The sequence below is a fragment of the Methylobacterium sp. WSM2598 genome (assembly GCF_000379105.1).
Taxonomy (GTDB): Bacteria; Pseudomonadota; Alphaproteobacteria; order Rhizobiales; family Beijerinckiaceae; genus Methylobacterium.
On the sequence record NZ_KB900609.1, the window covers coordinates 7,462,096 to 7,479,371 of the forward strand.

Annotated in this window: 11 protein-coding genes and 3 pseudogenes; 13 read left to right on the plus strand and 1 reads right to left on the minus strand. The window is 67.4% G+C overall.

What is annotated here, in order from left to right; genetic code table 11:
• Positions 1-101 precede the first annotated feature (101 nt).
• The 8 genes and pseudogenes from MET2598_RS0134700 (at position 102) to MET2598_RS0134740 (ending at position 9,031) form a co-directional block, all read left to right on the plus strand.
• Positions 102-392, plus strand: coding sequence for a hypothetical protein (locus MET2598_RS0134700; protein ID WP_157182317.1), 291 nt, complete (start codon positions 102-104; stop codon positions 390-392).
• A gap of 32 nt (positions 393-424) precedes the next feature.
• Positions 425-658, plus strand: a pseudogene (locus MET2598_RS43265) (IS3 family transposase); the annotation flags it as partial.
• Positions 659-773: 115 nt separating this feature from the next.
• A protein-coding gene (locus MET2598_RS0134705; RefSeq protein ID WP_085984607.1) for an IS3 family transposase occupies positions 774-1,956 on the plus strand; the annotation gives its coding sequence in 2 pieces (ribosomal slippage) (positions 774-1,069 and positions 1,068-1,956; 1,185 coding nt in all).
• A gap of 323 nt (positions 1,957-2,279) precedes the next feature.
• The gene (locus MET2598_RS0134710; RefSeq protein ID WP_018263946.1) at positions 2,280-3,800 is read left to right on the plus strand and encodes a sensor histidine kinase; all 1,521 of its coding nucleotides are present in this window, start codon (positions 2,280-2,282) and stop codon (positions 3,798-3,800) included.
• Between the two features lie 882 nt (positions 3,801-4,682).
• Positions 4,683-4,955 carry a hypothetical protein gene (locus MET2598_RS0134720; protein WP_026191096.1) on the plus strand — a complete coding sequence of 91 codons (273 nt, stop codon included), beginning with the start codon at positions 4,683-4,685 and terminating at the stop codon, positions 4,953-4,955.
• 178 nt (positions 4,956-5,133) lie between these two features.
• Positions 5,134-5,256 (plus strand): annotated as a pseudogene (locus tag MET2598_RS40270) (DDE-type integrase/transposase/recombinase); the annotation flags it as partial.
• A gap of 328 nt (positions 5,257-5,584) precedes the next feature.
• Positions 5,585-8,287, plus strand: a complete 2,703-nt coding sequence (acnA, locus tag MET2598_RS0134735; protein WP_018263950.1) for an aconitate hydratase AcnA — start codon at positions 5,585-5,587, stop codon at positions 8,285-8,287.
• Between the two features lie 78 nt (positions 8,288-8,365).
• Positions 8,366-9,031 (plus strand): response regulator, encoded by a 666-nt coding sequence (locus MET2598_RS0134740; protein WP_018263951.1) that lies wholly within the window; start codon positions 8,366-8,368, stop codon positions 9,029-9,031.
• Positions 9,032-9,065: 34 nt separating this feature from the next.
• Here the strand turns inward: MET2598_RS0134740 and MET2598_RS0134745 are convergent.
• Positions 9,066-9,470 (minus strand): annotated as a pseudogene (locus MET2598_RS0134745) (transposase); the annotation flags it as partial.
• 86 nt (positions 9,471-9,556) lie between these two features.
• Here MET2598_RS0134745 and MET2598_RS0134750 point away from each other — a divergent pair.
• The 5 genes from MET2598_RS0134750 (at position 9,557) to MET2598_RS0134770 (ending at position 17,232) form a co-directional block, all read left to right on the plus strand.
• Positions 9,557-10,852 carry an ATP citrate lyase citrate-binding domain-containing protein gene (locus MET2598_RS0134750; protein WP_018263953.1) on the plus strand — a complete coding sequence of 432 codons (1,296 nt, stop codon included), beginning with the start codon at positions 9,557-9,559 and terminating at the stop codon, positions 10,850-10,852.
• Positions 10,853-10,867: 15 nt separating this feature from the next.
• Positions 10,868-13,573 carry a CoA-binding protein gene (locus MET2598_RS0134755; protein ID WP_018263954.1) on the plus strand — a complete coding sequence of 902 codons (2,706 nt, stop codon included), beginning with the start codon at positions 10,868-10,870 and terminating at the stop codon, positions 13,571-13,573.
• Between the two features lie 223 nt (positions 13,574-13,796).
• Complete coding sequence (locus MET2598_RS0134760) at positions 13,797-15,110, plus strand: MFS transporter (RefSeq protein WP_018263955.1); 1,314 nt, start codon at positions 13,797-13,799, stop codon at positions 15,108-15,110.
• A gap of 145 nt (positions 15,111-15,255) precedes the next feature.
• The gene (locus tag MET2598_RS0134765; protein WP_085984621.1) at positions 15,256-16,005 is read left to right on the plus strand and encodes a substrate-binding domain-containing protein; all 750 of its coding nucleotides are present in this window, start codon (positions 15,256-15,258) and stop codon (positions 16,003-16,005) included.
• Positions 16,006-16,194: 189 nt separating this feature from the next.
• Complete coding sequence (locus tag MET2598_RS0134770; RefSeq protein ID WP_020493686.1) at positions 16,195-17,232, plus strand: isocitrate/isopropylmalate dehydrogenase family protein; 1,038 nt, start codon at positions 16,195-16,197, stop codon at positions 17,230-17,232.
• Positions 17,233-17,276: the final 44 nt, after the last annotated feature.

Below are 17,276 nucleotides of genomic sequence, written 5' to 3' on the forward strand. Positions count from 1 at the left end.
GGGATTGCCCCGGATCGGTGGGCACCGAGAGCGCTTTCGCGTGAGGTGTGTTTGCCATGCCGAGACCCCGTCCCCCGTACCCGGCGGAGTTCCGCCGCGAGATGGTCGAGTTGGTCCGCGCCGGGCGCGATCCGACCGACCTCGCCCGTGAGTTCGAGCCGTCGGCCCAGGCCATCCGCACCTGGGGGGCCGAGGCCGACCAGCAGGAGGGACGCCGAGAGGCGAAGCCTGCTGCTACTGAGGCCGCGCTGTCGGCGAACGAGCGCGAGGAGCTGCTTCGGCTGCGGCGCGAGAACCGTCAGTTGAAGCTGGAGCGCGACATCCTCTCTCGCGCGACAGCCTGGTTTGCGCGCGAGACCGGAGGTCTGCCGTTTGGATCTTCCGGTTCATGAGCGAGAACCAGGCGCACTTCCCGATTGCCGTCATGGCGCGCGTGCTGGGCGTCTCGAAGGCCGGGGACTACGCCTGGGTCGGCCGACCCCTCTCGGCGCGGGCTCAGGCGGACGAGGTGCTGCTCCGGCGCATCCGCACGATCCACCTGGGCTCGCGTCAGACCTACGGCTCGCCGCGGGTCCAGGCGGAGTTGCGTGACCAGGGCGAGGCTCACAGCCGCAAGCGGATTGCGCGGCTGATGCGCGAGGCGGGTCTCGTCGGGGCGTGCCATCGCCGCGGCGGACCCATGACGACGCGGCGCGATCAGGAGGCCAGACCTGATCCTCCCTCGGTTTCACGGACACCTCTGATCCGCTCTGGCGGAGCGGGGAAGGTGTCGGATGGCGAAGACGAGACGGGAGTTCACGCCCGAGTTCAAACGCGAAGCGGTCGCCCTGCTGGAGAGCAGCGGCCGGCCGCAGATGCAGATCGCGGCCGAGCTCGGGATCCAGCCCTCGATGTTGCGGCAGTGGCGTGCAACGCTGAACGGGGCACCGCCCCGACCGCGGCCGGCAGGATCGACCGGGGCCTTGCCATCAAGCCCGATCGCCTCGCCGTCCGATCAGGCCGCCGAGATCGCCCGTCTGCGGCGTGAGCTCGACCGCACGCGCATGGAGCGCGACGTCCTAAAAAAGCTATCGGCATCTTCGCGGAGATGCCCACGTGACCTACGCCTTCATCGAGCAGCATGCGCGGACCTGGCCGGTGCGTCTCATGTGCCGCGTGCTCGACGTCTCCCCCAGCGGCTTTTACGGGTGGCGGTCACGGCCTGAGAGCGCCCGCTCGGCCTCCAACCGCCAGCTCCTGGACGATGTCCGGCGCATCCATGCCGCCCACCACCGGCGCTATGGTGCCCCACGCGTGCATGCCGCCCTGCGGGCCGAGGGCCGTTCAGCCAGCCGCGGGCGGGTGGAGCGTCTCATGCGCCGGCACGGCATCCGTGCCCTGGCGGGGCGTCGGTTCCGGCCCTGCACGACCGACAGCCGTCACGATCTCCCCATCGCCCGGAACCTCCTGAGGCAGGACTTCTCGGCCGCGCGGCCGAACACGGTTTGGCTGGCCGACATCACCTACCTGCCGACCGGCGAGGGCTGGCTCTACTTGGCTGCCGTCCTCGATCTGGCCACGCGCAAGATCGTCGGCTGGTCGATGCGCGATCATATGCGCACCGAGCTGAGCGTGGCTGCGCTGATGATGGCCGCCCAGCGGCAGCGACCGGCCGCCGGGCTTATCTGCCACTCGGATCGCGGCAGCCAGNACGCGGCCGAGGCCTACCGGAGGCAGCTCGCCGGCATGGCGGCCAGGCCGTCCATGAGCCGGACGGCCTGCTGCTACGGTAATGCCCCGATGGAGAGCTTCTTCCACACCCTCAAGGTCGAGCTCGTCCATCAGCGACGATGGGCGACCCGGGATGAGGCGCGCCGCGACCTGTTCGCTTACATCGAGGGCTACGACAATCGGCAGCGCATCCACTCGGCACTCGGTTATCTCACGCCCGAGCAAGCCGAACGGACCGCGAGCTAAACTCCCCGTGTCCGCGAAATCAGGGGAGGATCAGACTGTGCCACTCGGATCCGAGCCGTGAACTTGGAACACCGATTTGGCCAGATCGATCCCGACTGTGCTAACCTCACCCATGGACGCCTCCTGCAGTGGTGTTGCAACACCTCCACTCTGGCACATCGATGCCGTCAGGGGGCGTCCACCCCAACGCTGTCGAGTGACGAGCGGCCATTCCGGCGGCACTGATCAAAGGTCCGGAAGTGGCGCAGGGCGGATGATCGAACGGCGTGCATCCCGAGGCTTCAGCGCGTAGGAGGGGCGCTCCGCTGCTCTCTTTCGTCCTGATGCGCAAACTCCTGAGCAGGCTCGGCCTGCGCTTCGAAGCTCCCGCCGCCGAGCGCGCCTTCGTGACGCGCTTCACCCTCGACGACCTACCCCGCACGCGCGCGGCGATGCTGCTCGGCGCCTTCATCTACTGCGCCTTCGCCGTCTGGGACTGGATCCTCGACCCGGCGCACTGGACCGAGACCCTATTCCTTCGCCTTGCCGTCGCCCTCGCCGTGCTGCTGCCCGCGACCGCGGCGCTGAGCTGGCCGGCCGCGCGGCGCTGGGCCGAGGAGATCTACCTCGGCTACTGCGTCGTGCCCGGCTGCGTGCTCAGCCTGATCTACCTGCGGCTGGGACCTGGCTTCGACCATGCCGCCGCGGGCATGATCATCGTCATCCTGTTCGTCTCGACGCTGCTGCCGCTGCGCCTGCCCTCGCTCGCCGCGTTCTGCGGCCTGACCTGGCTCTGCTTCGCCGTGTGCGAGACCTTCGCGGTGCACGAGCGGGCGGGCATGCGCTTCGTGAACAACTTCGAGATCGGCATGGCCTACGCGCTCTCCCTCTACGCCGTCGGAGCGCGGGAGGTGCGGGCGCGGCGCCAATTCCGGACAGAGGAGGCACTTCGGCGGGAGAAGGAGCGGTCGGAGATGGCCCTGTCCGAGTTGCGCGAGGCTCAGGCCCATCTTGTGCAGGCCGAGAAGCTGGCGGCCCTCGGCCAACTCGTGGCAGGCGTCGCTCACGAGATCAACACACCGATCGGGCTGGCGCTGACCACCTCGACAGCCGCTGAGGGTGATCTCAGGCAGCTCCAGCGCGCCGTCGAGTCAGGGCAGCTGCGCCGGTCGGATCTCACGCAAGGCCTTGCCCGACTGAGCGAGGGCATGCGGCTGCTATTCTCCAATCTGACGCGGGCCGCCGACCTCGTGCACAGCTTCAAGCAGGTCGCGGTGGACCAAGCCAGCGAGGAGAAGCGCACCTTTGAGCTGCGCGGCTGGCTTGAGGACCTGATGAGCACGCTCGGTCCGCTCGTGCGCCGCAAAGGCCACGCGGTGCGGATCCGCTGCGAGGACGGGATCGTCCTCGATTCCCATCCCGGCGCGCTGGCGCAGGTGATCAGCAATCTGGCCCTCAACGCCATCGTGCACGGTTATCCAGACGGCCGATCAGGCGTGCTCGACGTCGCGGCGTCTCGTTCGGGTGAGGATCGGCTGCGCATCATCGTAGCGGACGACGGCATCGGCATCCCGCCGGAGCACCTGGGCAGGGTATTCGACCCGTTCTTCACCACGGGGCGCGACAAGGGCAGCACGGGGCTCGGCCTGCACATCGTCTTCAATTTGGTCGCCTCGACCCTGCAGGGTCAGATCGCGCTGTCGAGCAGCGAGGGCGGAGGCGCGTGCTTCACCATCGACCTGCCCCTCTCCGTGGATGAAGGGGAGGTGCGCCAAGCAGCCAAACCGCAACCGGTGAGGCGCGCGACCCTCGTGTCCGTTTCCGGCTCGTCCGGACCGTTGGCCGAACCTGATGCGAACGGATGAGAGTGACCCATTCCAGAATTTGGCAGTCCATGCCGGGAATGTCCGGTCGCGAGGGTTTTCCGGACATCCGTTTTCCGATATGGGCCGCTGACATCCTGCGCCACGCTGTGCTCTCGCATCACTTTCAGTGAGGGCGCCTCTCGCACGCCTCCTGCCAGCCGGGAAGGCCGGCCATGCTTCGGTGAGGGTGGCGGTGCGGGCGTCAACGCGGCCGGGGTTGAGGCGGCGAAGCTCATCGGCGGCGCAGGCCGTCCGCTCCTGCGTTTCGGGCCAGGGTGAGCTCATGGCTGGGGATCGCGGCTCGGTGGGCGGTCTGGGCTGGACTGGCCGCCACGGTCCGCAAGAGAGCATGCAAGGCCGTCACGGTCACGTCAGTGCGGCCCGGCTCCTGGGTGGGTTGTCAGAAAGAACGGCTCATGCGAGCGACCCTGCTATGCGCGGGCTCATGGTGCAGTGCGGTATGGTTCCTGCTAGCCATGTTGCGTCGCACAATTTCGAGAGATCAATGGACGCGCTTGCCATACCACTCGCATCGGCAGCATTCTTCACGCTGGGGTGCGCGCTTATACAACGATTGCGCCAGTACGCTGACGAGATGACGCCCATACTTATAGTCTGGGTCGCGATGCTGCTTATGGTAGTAATGACAGTCTATATATTGCAGTATCAAATTGCGCATGGCGGGGTGGCTCAAATGGCGCTACCCGACTCGAATCTGTCGACTATCCCGTAGAATTGTCATGCCAGTGATCTCCTGAGGTTGCCCACGGTCGGGGGAGATGCCGGCCCGGCGGGCGATTTTGGGATCCGAAAGGCCGAGGCCGAGCAGGCCCAGCACGTCGCGCCGCTTCTCGGCGTTCGTCCGGCGCAGGGGCGTTCAGATTGGACAGGTTCGCATGTGGTCTCGGCATCCTGGTCTCGGACGCGCTCGGCCATGCGCTCAATGTCGTCGCGCAGAGCGGCGAGGCACGCCTGATCCTCGCGCACATCGCGGCTGGTCACCCAGTCCAGAACGCACTGCATCCAGTCGAGGCGAGCGCGCATGTCCTGCAGCGACTTTGCCGGCAGGGCGTCCAACAACTCCTCCATGACGTGCTGGCGGGCGCGGACTGCACGCGGATGGTCGATGTAGGTGTCGGCGCGCATCACCCCTGACGCGCCGCCCGACACCGTCCTGACTGCGACCGAGATCACCGCACTCGACCGCATCGATGCGGCTCGCGCGAGACCGCGCCTACAGTGCCGAGCGCTCGCCGGCTACCAGATGCAGATCGCTCCGCGCGGCAGCTATCTCGGCCGCACCCACGATCCGCCTCCCAGCATCATGGTCGTGGCCATTGAGTGCCGCCTGCGCCGGTTCCGCAAGCGGCTTTGGGGGTCCGTGCGCGTGGACGAGACCTACATTCGCGTCCAGGGTCAGTGGCGCTACCTGTACCGTGTCATCGACAACTCTGGTTGATAAGCGTCACCAGACCCTCCTGAAAAATTTGACTGCGACAGGTTGGTGACAGGTTCTATCCGTAAACTCCGTTTCAACAAATGAAGGAGGGACGGATGCAAGTCACGGGAAGGTTGCGCCGCTTGAAGCTGCTGCGGTTCGCCGGCTTCCCTACATCCGAAGCGCCCGGCGCGGACGCGAGTGACGAAGAGATCGAGCGCCTCACGGGACGCTGCGTCGTGATCACATAACCAAACAGCGCCGCTCGCGCATCCGGCCGAACACATGACGTCTGGCGCAGGTCATCCCTGCGCCGTGTTCGACAACCCCTCGCGAGGACCACGCCGTGGCTTCCATCGACAGCTTCAAATCCCGTCAGACCCTGCAGATCGGCGGCAAGACCTACGCCTATTACGCGATCCCCGCGGCCGAGAAGAACGGCCTGCCGGATGCGAGCCGGCTGCCCTTCTCCATGAAGGTGCTGCTGGAGAACCTGCTCCGCTTCGAGGACGACCGCTCCGTCAAGCGGGCCGACATCGAGGCCGTGACCGCCTGGCTCGACAACCGCGGCAAGGTCGAGACCGAGATCGCCTTCCGGCCCTCGCGCGTGCTGATGCAGGACTTCACCGGCGTGCCCGCCGTGGTCGACCTCGCGGCCATGCGCGACGCCATGGTGGCGCTCGGCGGCGACCCGAAGAAGATCAACCCGCTCGTGCCGGTCGATCTCGTCATCGACCACTCCGTGATCGTGGACGAGTTCGGCACCCCGAAGGCGCTGGCCGACAACGTCGCCCTCGAATACGAGCGCAACGGCGAGCGCTACACCTTCCTCAAGTGGGGCCAGACGGCGTTCGACAACTTCTCCGTGGTGCCGCCCGGCACCGGCATCTGCCACCAGGTCAACCTCGAGTACCTCGCCCAGACGGTCTGGACCAAGGCCTTCGAGAACGGGCAGGAACTGGCCTATCCGGACAGCCTCGTCGGCACCGACTCGCACACCACGATGGTGAACGGCCTGGCGGTGCTGGGCTGGGGCGTCGGCGGCATCGAGGCCGAGGCGGCGATGCTCGGCCAGCCGCTCTCGATGCTGATCCCCGAGGTGGTCGGCTTCAAGCTCTCGGGCAAGCTGCCGGAGGGCACCACCGCCACCGACCTCGTGCTGACCGTCACCCAGATGCTGCGCAAGAAGGGCGTGGTCGGCAAGTTCGTGGAGTTCTACGGCCCCGGCCTCGACGACATGGCGGTGGCCGACCGCGCCACGATCTCCAACATGGCGCCCGAATATGGCGCGACCTGCGGCTTCTTCCCGGTCGACGCCAAGACCATCGACTTCCTGAAGGTCACCGGCCGCGCCGACGAGCGCATCGCGCTGGTCGAGGCCTACGCCAAGGCGCAGGGGATGTGGCGCGACGCCGCGACCCCCGACCCGGTCTTCACCGACACGCTGGAACTCGACCTCGCCGACGTGAAGCCCTCGCTCGCCGGCCCCAAGCGCCCGCAGGACCGGGTGCTGCTCGATTCCGCCAAGGCCGGCTTCGCCGCCTCGATGGAGAGCGAGTTCCGCAAGGCCGCCGACATCGCCAAGCGCTACCCGGTCGAGGGCGCCAATTTCGACATCGGCCACGGCGACGTGGTGATCGCGGCGATCACCTCCTGCACCAACACCTCGAACCCGAGCGTGATGATCGGGGCGGGGCTGCTCGCCCGCAACGCCGTCGCCAAGGGCCTGCGCTCGAAGCCCTGGGTGAAGACCTCGCTCGCCCCCGGCTCGCAGGTCGTCGCCGAGTACCTGGAGAAGGCCGGGCTGCAGCAGAGCCTCGACGCGCTCGGCTTCAACCTCGTGGGCTTCGGCTGCACCACCTGCATCGGCAATTCCGGCCCGCTGCCGGCGCCGATCTCCAAGGCGATCAACGACAACGACGTGGTCGCGGCCGCCGTGCTGTCGGGCAACCGCAACTTCGAGGGCCGGGTGAATCCGGACGTGCGGGCGAACTACCTCGCCTCGCCGCCCCTCGTCGTCGCCTACGCGCTCGCCGGCTCGCTCCAGGTCGACCTGACCCGGGAGCCGCTCGGCACCGGCTCGGACGGCAAGCCGGTCTACCTGAAGGACATCTGGCCCTCCTCGGCGGAGGTGAACGCCTTCATCGAGCAGACCATCACCTCCGCCCTGTTCAAGAGCCGCTACGCCGACGTGTTCGGCGGCGACGCGAACTGGAAGGCGGTCGAGGTGACCCCGGCCCAGACCTTCCAGTGGAATTCCGGCTCCACCTACGTGCAGAACCCGCCCTACTTCGTGGGCATGGAGAAGACCCCGGCGCCGGTCACCGACATCGTCGGCGCCCGCATCCTCGGGCTGTTCCTCGACTCGATCACCACCGACCACATCTCGCCCGCGGGCAACATCCGGGCGGCCTCGCCGGCCGGCGCCTACCTGCAGGAGCATCAGGTCCGGGTGCAGGACTTCAACCAGTACGGCACGCGCCGCGGCAACCACGAAGTCATGATGCGGGGCACCTTCGCCAACATCCGCATCAAGAACCAGATGGTCCGCGACGCGTCCGGCACGGTGGTGGAGGGCGGCTGGACCCTCTACCAGCCTACGGCTGAGAAGATGTTCATCTACGACGCGGCGATGCGCTACCAGCAGGAGGGCACGCCGCTGGTCGTGTTCGCCGGCAAGGAATACGGCACCGGCTCGTCGCGCGACTGGGCGGCCAAGGGCACGAAGCTGCTCGGGGTGCGGGCGGTCATCGCCGAGAGCTTCGAGCGCATCCACCGCTCGAACCTCGTCGGCATGGGCGTGGTGCCGCTGGTCTTCCAGGGCGAGACCAGCTGGGCCTCCCTCGGCCTCAAGGGCGACGAGACCGTGACGATCCGCGGCCTCGCCGGGGAGCTGAAGCCGCGCCAGACCCTGGTGGCGGAGATCACCGGGGCGGACGGCGCGACCCGGGAGGTGCCGCTCACCTGCCGGATCGACACCCTCGACGAGCTGGAATACTTCCGCAACGGCGGCATCCTTCCCTACGTGCTGCGCCAGCTCGCGGCGTAACGAACCGGGCCGGGCACTGGATTGCAAGCCGCCGTTGCCCGGACGCACAGGCGACCTGAACAAAGGGAAGAGGAGCGGATGCGGGTGCTCGTCGTGGAGGACGACGCGGTCCTGGCCCGGGGGCTCGTGGCGTCGCTCCGGCTGTCCGGGTTCACGGCAGACCAAGTGCCGGACGGCGAGGAGGCGGTGCGGCTCGCCCGCTCGGAGCCCTACAGCCTGATCGTGCTCGACATCGGCCTGCCGGACCTCTGCGGCTTTGAGGTGCTGCGGCGCGTCCGGGCGGCGGGACGCGCCGTGCCGGTGCTGATCCTGACCGCGCGCGACGCCGTGGCGGACCGGGTGCGCGGGCTCGATCTCGGGGCGGACGATTACCTGCTCAAGCCCTTCGCGCCCGCCGAGTTCGAGGCGCGGGTGCGCGCGCTGATCCGGCGCGGCCAAGGCCTGTCCAATCCCGTCCTGTACTGCGGGGCGCTCGCCCTCGACCGCTTGACTGGGACGGTGACTCTTAATGGCGAGTTCCTCATCCTTCGACGGCGGGAAATGGCCGTGCTCACCGTGCTGATGGCGAAAGTCGGTCAGGTGGTGCCGAAGGAGCGCCTGAGCGGCGAAGTGTTCGGGTTCGACGACGACGTGGCACCGAACGCCGTCGAGCTCTACGTCGCACGATTGCGCAAGAAACTTGCACCGAATGGACCGAAGATCCGCACGATCCGGGGTCTCGGCTACCTCCTCGATGGGGGATGATCCGGCACCTGCCTTCTCAGCCGAAGCGCGCATTCTCGGCACGATTCCGGTCGATCCCGGCCAAGGCGATCTCTGCCTTGGTCCGCTGACGGCGCAGGTCTTCCGGCGCCCAGTCCAGCCAGGCTTCGACCTCGGCGGCCAGCGCTGGCTCGGCCGTCTTCATCCGGCCATAGCTCATGGCTTTGTGGCGTGAGGCGTTGGCCTTCAGCTTGGTGACGTCCACCGCCACGTGGGCAAAGCCCATCAGGCCTGCCGCCCGGCACAGCCGCAGCACCTGCACAAAGAGGTCGGAGAGCGCCGCCAGATGCCGCTTGCGGAAATCGGCGATGGTGCGGAAGTCGGGCCGGTTCAGGCCGGTGACCACCATCACGTCGACCCGCTCCTCGCAGGCCCGGGCGAGCTGGCGCGTCATCGAGGGGCGGTAGCCGGCAAGCTTAAGCGTGAATTCGCCAAAACTTTAGGCCGCGACAGGTCGGTGACAGGTTCCATCCGTAAAGTGCCTCCAACACAGACGGGAGGGAACGGATGCAAGTCACGGGCATGTTGCACGGCGCGAAGCTCCTGCAGTTCGCCGGCTTTCCCACGTCCGAGGTGCTCGGCCCGGACGCGAGCGAGGAAGAGATCAAGGGGCTGATCGATCGCCACGGTTCGATCTTCATCAAGCCGGTCTTCAAGGGCGGCGTCGGCAAGAAGGGCAAGGCGGGGCTCGTCGGCCGCGCCTCGGACCTGAGGACGGCGCTGCGCGAGAAGGAGCGGCTCTACTTCTCGGAGCACCGCCACGGCCACGCGGTGGCCAAGGCCAACGGCGTCACCTTCGAGGGCGCGGTGCCGGCCGAGCACGAGGTCTACTTCTCGATCTCCGACAGCACGCGCTACCGCGCCCCGACCATGACGCTGACCCACCGCGGCGGCGTCGACATCGAGGAACTCGACAAGAGCGAGGTGGCGCAGGTTCCCTTCGACCCGCTCACCGGCCTCAAGGCCTTCGTGGTGGCGAACGCCCTCTCGGAACTGAACGCCCCGAAGGCCCTGATCTCGCCGCTGGTGCAGCAGCTGCCGAAGCTCTGGGAACTCTACCACGGCTTCGGCATGACCACGGTCGAGCTGAACCCGATCCGCATGCGCCCCGACCGCAGCGGCCGCCTCACCCCCGTCGCCTGCGACTTCAAGTGCGGCTTCGACCGCGACGACCCGCGCTGGCAGCGCCTCGGCCTGCCGGGCCACCTGTTCTCGGTCGACTACTCGGACTTCGAGGCGGAGATCAACCAGTTGCGGACCTACCAGGGCCAGAGCGACGTCTGCATCATCAATGCGGGCGGCACCATCCTGGCCCCGACCTTCGGCGGCGGCGCCAACTCCCTCGTCACCGAGATGCTCGGCGACGACGCCATCATCTCCTCGGACTTCGGCGGCAACCCGCCCTACGAGAAGATGAAAGAGGTGGCGCGGATCTGCTTCAAGCACTGGCTCCGCCAAGCGAACGTGCTGTTCATCATCGGCGGCAAGTCGAACAACACCGACATCTTCGAGACTTTCCGGGCGATGGCGGACGCGCTGCGCGAGCATGTCGGCCGGCACGGGCCGACGCCGCTGTACATCGTGGCCGGCCGCGGCGGCCCGAACCTGGTGCGCGGGATGGGGGCGTTGCGCGACACGGCCGAGGCGCTCGGCCTGCCCTACCGGCTGTTCGGGTTCGATTCCGACATGAGCGAGGTCGTCGCCTACGCCCGCAAGGCCGACCAGTGGATGCGCCAGGGCGGCCGCGAGGCGGTGGCGCGCGCCATCGGGCTCGGCGAGCCGCTGCGTCACGCGGCCGAATGATCAGGGGAGGACGACATGCACAAGCACGGCATCGGCAGCTTCAAGTACCACGTCGGCATCTCTTCGCTCGATCAGGTCGCCACGCGCCAGGACCGGGTCTGCGTGCTCAACATCCTCGGGGGTGAGTCGAGCGACGTGACGCCCGTCGGCCACGCCTATTCGGGCGGCAACGTGGTGTTCGGCACCTCGCCCGGCCGCCGCGGGCAGGTTCTCGAGACCTCGCTCGGCGAGATCCCGGTCTACAACAACGTCCGCGAGGGCCTGGAGGCCGGGCACCGCTTCAACTGCGGCGTCGTCTACCTGCCGCCGTCCGGCGCCCGCGACGGCGTCGCCGAGCTGATCCGGGTCAATCCGGACCTGCGCAAGATCTTCATCGTCACCGAGAAGCTCTCGGTCCACGACAGCCGCGAGATCCGGGCCCTCGGCCAGCAGAACGGCGTCGACATCTTCGGCGGCAACAGCCTCGGGGTCGCCGACGCCTACCATCAGGTCCGCATCGGCGGCGCGCTCGGCGGCGACAGCCCGGGCGAGGCGCTCAAGGCCGGCTCGGTCGCGATCTTCTCGAATTCCGGCAACTTCACCACGACGATCGCCACCTACCTGCGCATGAGCGGCTGGGGCACCACCACGCTCATCTCCAGCGGCAAGGACGTCTACATCCAGTACGCGGCCCCCGAATTCGCCTTCGCGCTCGCCAACGACGCGCGCAGCAAGGCGGCGGTGCTCTACGTGGAGCCGGGCGGCTACTACGAACTCGACGCGCACTTCACCAAGCCGGTCGTCGCCTGCGTGGTCGGGCGCTGGAAGAGCCGGCTCTCCCGGGCGGTGGGTCACGCGGGCGCCATGGCGGGCGGCGACGACGATGCCGCCGCCAAGGAGCGCTGGTTCATGGAGAAGTTCGGGGTGGACGAGGTGTTCACGCCCGACAACCCGGTCGTCTCGGCCATGGGCGCGGTGGTCACGAACATCGCCCACATCCCGGCGGCGCTCACCGCAGTGATGCGCGAGAACGGGGCGCGGCCCGACTTCGCGCCCGAGAGCAGCCTCGCCCTCAAGCCCTGGTTCGGCTCGAATGCCGGCCTGACCCTGCCGGCCGGGCTCGACCTGCCGGTGGTCGCGGCGGCGATGCCCTACGGCGAGCAGATCGCGCGGCTCAACCGCCAGATCGGCATCGTGCTGCCGCGCCAGACCATGAAGGACGTCTCGGGCGCCTCACAGATGGACCCGAAGACGCAGGTCACCAGCCTGCACGGCGTCTCGATGCTGGAGGCGGCGCGCCTGCCGATGGAGGCGAACCTCGCCCTCGCCCTCCTGCGCGAGGCCGCCGGCGAGAACGACCGGGCGCTCATCAATGCCGCGGTGGCCGCCGAGGTGAACCTGCACGGGCGGCCGGAACTCGCGGCCGCTGAGGCCGCCCGCGAGGCCGGCAACGCGCCGAACGTGGTGCTCGCCGCCGCCGCGAGCCTCGTCGGCCCGCGCCGGGCCGAGACGGCGCGGCGGATCTGCCGGCTCCTCACCGACCGCTTCGTGGAGGCGGGGCTGCCGAGCGCCCTCGACGAGAGCTTCGACCTCGGTCACGTGGCGGCGGATCCGGACCTCGCCGCACTCCTCGTCGGCCCGAAGCCCGATCCGCGGGCCGAGGCGCTCCTCGACGCGTTGCAAGCCCGCGGCGCCCGCTCGGTGTTCCTGCGCTACCTGCGCAGCCTCGGCGGCCACCCGACGCGGGACGCGGTGCTGGCCACGGTCGCCACCACGCTCGCCTGGGGGCCGCTGATGCGCAAGCGCATCTCGCGCCTCACGGCCGAGAGCCTGCCCTGGTGGCTGCAGCTCTTCGGCGTGCTGCTGGGCGCGGCGGTCCCGGCGGAGGGGCACGAAGCGGACAGCTTCTGCGGCGTGCCGAACGTCGACCTCCTCGGGCGCCGTACCCTCGGCGAGATCGGCTGCCTCGCGCTCCTCGGCCGGGAGGGCGCAGCCGGCGACGTGTTCGTGTTCGAGACCCTGATCGGGCTCCTCCTGTCGAACGGTCCGGGCACGATCTCGGCGCAGGGGGCCAAGGGCGCGGTCTCGGCCGACGGGCCGGAGAGCCCGGAGCGGGTGCAACTCAACAAGGCGGTGATCGGGTTCCTGAGCCATGCGGGCTACGCCCACGGCGGCAACGGCTACGAGGGCATCGCCTTCCTGATCGAGCAGTTCCGCGACGCGGGCCTCGCCGACCCGGGCGACCCGGACCACGACGTCGACCTCGAGGCGCTCGCCGACCGCACCGCCGCGGACTACGCCCGCTACAAGACCGACCGGAAGAGCGCGGGCAGCCTCGACATCCAGAAGATCCCGGGCGTCAACCACCCGGTCTTCAAGGACAAGGCCGTGAACCACGACCCGCGCGAGGTCTGGATCCACGACCTGCTCGCGGCGCGCGGCGACACCAACGCCTTCCACGCCTACTACCGCGCCCTGGTGCGGGCCCTTCACGAGGCGGGCGTGTCGCGCACCGTCTACTGCGTGAACATCGACGCGGTGATCGCGGCGCTGCTCCTGAAGATGCTGTGGCGGCCCTACCAGGACGGCGACTTCTCTGGCGCCGCACTCGAGACGGCGGCGTTCACGATCTTCCTGTTCGCCCGCATGCTCGGCTGCGCGGCGGAGGTGGACGATCACACGAACCGCGGCCGCAACATGGACACGCGCACGCCCGCCTCGCAGTGCCGCTTCGTGGCCTGATCACGCGAAGGCCCGCGCGACGGCCTTAGCGCGGGTCCCGCTCCTGACACGACGGCGAGCCGTCCGCAGCCCGGACCGACGCCTCGCTCCCCGCGCATCGGACGGAGGCCGCATCGCGGCCTCCGGCGCGGGCCGCCGTCCGGCGGATCCCGACCCCGCAGCCCGTCCGCTCCGGCGGCGGGCCACCCTGGCACCACCATCACAAAGCCCCTGGGAGGATATCATGGCGCATTTCGCCCCCGAGGATCGCTCACGATCCAAGATCGCCACCGTGCTGCGCGTCACGAGCGGCAATTTTCTAGAGATGTTCGACTTCTTCCTGTTCGGGTTCTACGCCACCTACATCTCCAAGGCGTTCTTCCCGACCGGCAACGAGTATGCCTCGTTGATGCTCACCTTCNTGACCTTCGGGGCGGGCTTCCTGATGCGGCCGCTCGGCGCCATCTTCCTCGGCGCCTACGTCGACCAGGTCGGGCGGCGGCAGGGCCTCATCGTCACCCTCGGCATCATGGCGATGGGCACGATCCTGATCGCCTTCGTGCCCTCCTACGCGACCATCGGGCTCCTCGCCCCGTTCCTGGTGCTGATCGGCCGGCTGCTGCAGGGCTTCTCGGCGGGCGTCGAACTCGGCGGCGTGTCGGTCTACCTCGCCGAGATGGCGACCCCCGGCAAGAAGGGCTTCTACGTCTCCTGGCAGTCGGGCAGCCAGCAGGTCGCCATCATGGTCTCGGCGCTGATCGGCTACGTCCTGAGCCAGGCGCTCACGCCGGAGGCCGTGGGCTCCTGGGGCTGGCGCGTGCCTTTCGTGATCGGCTGCCTGATCGTGCCGTTCCTGTTCTACATCCGCCGCTCGCTGGAGGAGACCCAGGAGTTCCTCGCGCGCAAGCACCGTCCCGGGGCCCGTGAGATCTTCGCCTCGCTGGCGCACAACTGGCAGATCGTGCTGCTCGGCATGCTGCTCGTGGTGATGACCACGGTCTCGTTCTACACGATCACGGTCTACACCCCGACCTTCGGCAAGAGCGTGCTGAAGCTGTCGGCGGAGGACAGCCTCCTCGTCACCTTCTGCGTCGCGGTGTCGAACTTCTTCTGGCTGCCGGTGATGGGCGCGCTCTCGGACCGGATCGGCCGCAAGCCCATCCTGCTGGTGTTCTCGGCCCTGACGCTACTCACCGCCTACCCGGCGCTGGCGTGGCTCGTCGCCAGTCCGTCCTTCGTCAACATGCTGGTCGTGCTGTTGTGGCTGTCCTTCCTGTACGGGAGCTACAACGGCGCGATGGTGGTGGCGCTGACCGAGATCGTGCCCCCCGAGGTGCGCACGGCGGGCTTCTCACTCGCCTACTCGCTGGCCACGGCGCTGTTTGGCGGCTTCACGCCGCTGGTTTCGACCTGGCTGATCGAGGTGACCGGTAACAACGCCGCCCCGGCCTTCTGGCTCGTCTTCGCGGGTGCCTGCGGCCTCGTGGCGACGTTCCTCATCTACCGGGAGCGAAGCCCCGCAAAGGCAGCGCTCCCCGGAGATGCTGCGGCAGTCTGATCATCCTCTCACGTTCGCTGCCGGCGCAGTTCAGCGCCTGCGCCGGCAGTAATTCAACAGAACATCTGATCAGTACGTCCAACATTCCTGCTTATGGAGAGGGCTCGTGATACGTCGCGTCTTTCTGTCCTGTGTCGTAGTGCTCATGACAGCACTCGTCACCTCTGCCGCTTCAGCCACGGAGGTTCGGGTAGTCAGTTCCGGTGGGTTCGCCGCCGCCTACAAGGCCCTCGCGCCTGAATTTGAACGCCGCAGTGGCCACACCCTCGTGACCGGTTGGGGTCCTTCGATGGGTCACACCCCACAGGCAGTTCCGGCCCGCCTGGCCCGGGGTGAGTCGATCGACGTCGTCATCATGGTTGGCTATGCACTCGATGACTTGGTTCGCGACGGCAAAATCGACGCTGAAAGCAAGAGGGTGCTCGCGCGCTCCGGCATCGCGCTCGCGGTGCGCAAAGGCGCGCCGCAGCCGGACATCTCGACGCTCGACGCCCTACGCAAGACTCTGATCGAGGCGAAGTCGATCGCCTACTCAGACAGTGCCAGCGGTGTCTACATTCAAAATGAGATGTTCCGCCGCCTCGGCATCGCTGACGAAATCAAGCACAAGGCACGCATGATCCCAGCAGAACCGGTCGCCGCGGTCGTGGCACGTGGGGAGGCGGAGGTCGGATTTCAGCAGCTTAGCGAACTTAAGCCTGTGGCGGGTATCGACATCGTGGGTCCACTACCTGCGGAAGTGCAGCTTTACACTGAGTTTTCGGCCGGGCGAATCAAGGGCAGCCAAGCGCCGGAAGCCGCCTCCGCGCTGATCGGATTCTTGGCGTCACCGGACGCTGCGAACGCAATCCGAGAGAGCGGGATGGAGCCGCTAGCTGCCGGGACAGGGCAATAGCTGAAAGACTTATAACCTACGTGCTGCAGCCTTGTAGTCTGAGTCGGGCGTCAATAAGCCCGCGTCACTGTGTCGATACAGCCAAATGCGTTAAAATATGAGACCACCGGTGCCTGATGTTGCCGAACATTAGGTTATGAATGCAAACATAGCGAGCCAAATCAAAGCTCTATCTAGCAGGAGACGTCCGTGAGTACTCAAAGCAACGACCGTATCGCAGCGACGCTCATCCCGGGCGATGGAATCGGTCCAGAAATATCAAATGCTGTCGTCAAGATCCTCGATGCGCTCGAGGCGCCATTCGCGTGGGATGTGCAGCAGGGCGGCATGGCCGGCATCGAGAGCAGCGGAGATCCGCTCCCTGCTGCGCTCCTGGAGAGCGTCGGCCGCACGAAACTCGCACTCAAAGGTCCTCTCACGACACCCGTCGGTGGTGGGTTCCGGTCCGTCAACGTTCGCCTGCGAGAAGCCTTCGGTCTCTACGCAAACTTGCGCCCCGTCCGGACGATGATCCCGGGCGGACGTTACGAGGACATCGATATTGTCCTGGTGCGCGAGAACCTCGAAGGCCTCTACGTGGCGTTCGAGCACTTCATTGCCGTCGGTGACGATCCGCGGGCCGTGGCCATCTCTCAAGGCATCAACACGCGGGAGGAGGCGCGGCGGATCGTGCGGTTCGCGTTCGAGTACGCGGTGCAGCATGGCCGCAAGAAGGTGACGATCGTCCATAAGGCCAATGTTCTCAAAGCATTGACGGGCCTCTTCCTCGAGGCCGGCCGTGAGATCGCGAAGGAGTACGAAGGCCGTATCGCCGTCGACGACCGCATCGTCGATGCCTGTGCGATGCAGCTCGTCCTCAATCCCTGGCAATTCGACGTCATCGTGACAACGAACCTCTTCGGCGACATCTTATCCGATCAGTTGGCAGGCCTTGTGGGCGGCCTAGGCATGGCTCCTGGTGCGAACATCGGAGAGAAGGCCGCGATCTTCGAGGCTGTTCACGGTTCGGCGCCCGATATCGCTGGTCAGGGTATCGCGAACCCCTTGGCTCTTCTCCTCGCTGCCGCGCTGATGCTTGAGCATGTACAGCGCTCGGATCTCGCTGGCAGGTTGAGATCGGCAATCCTGCAAACGGTGCAAGCTGACAGCGTGCGGACGCGCGATATCGGTGGGTCTGCCTCAACACAGGAATTTGCGGACGCCATCATCCGGCGTGTGCTCGCCTAATTGAGTTCTCAACAGGCGCAAGCCTAGATAACCTTTCGAATGAA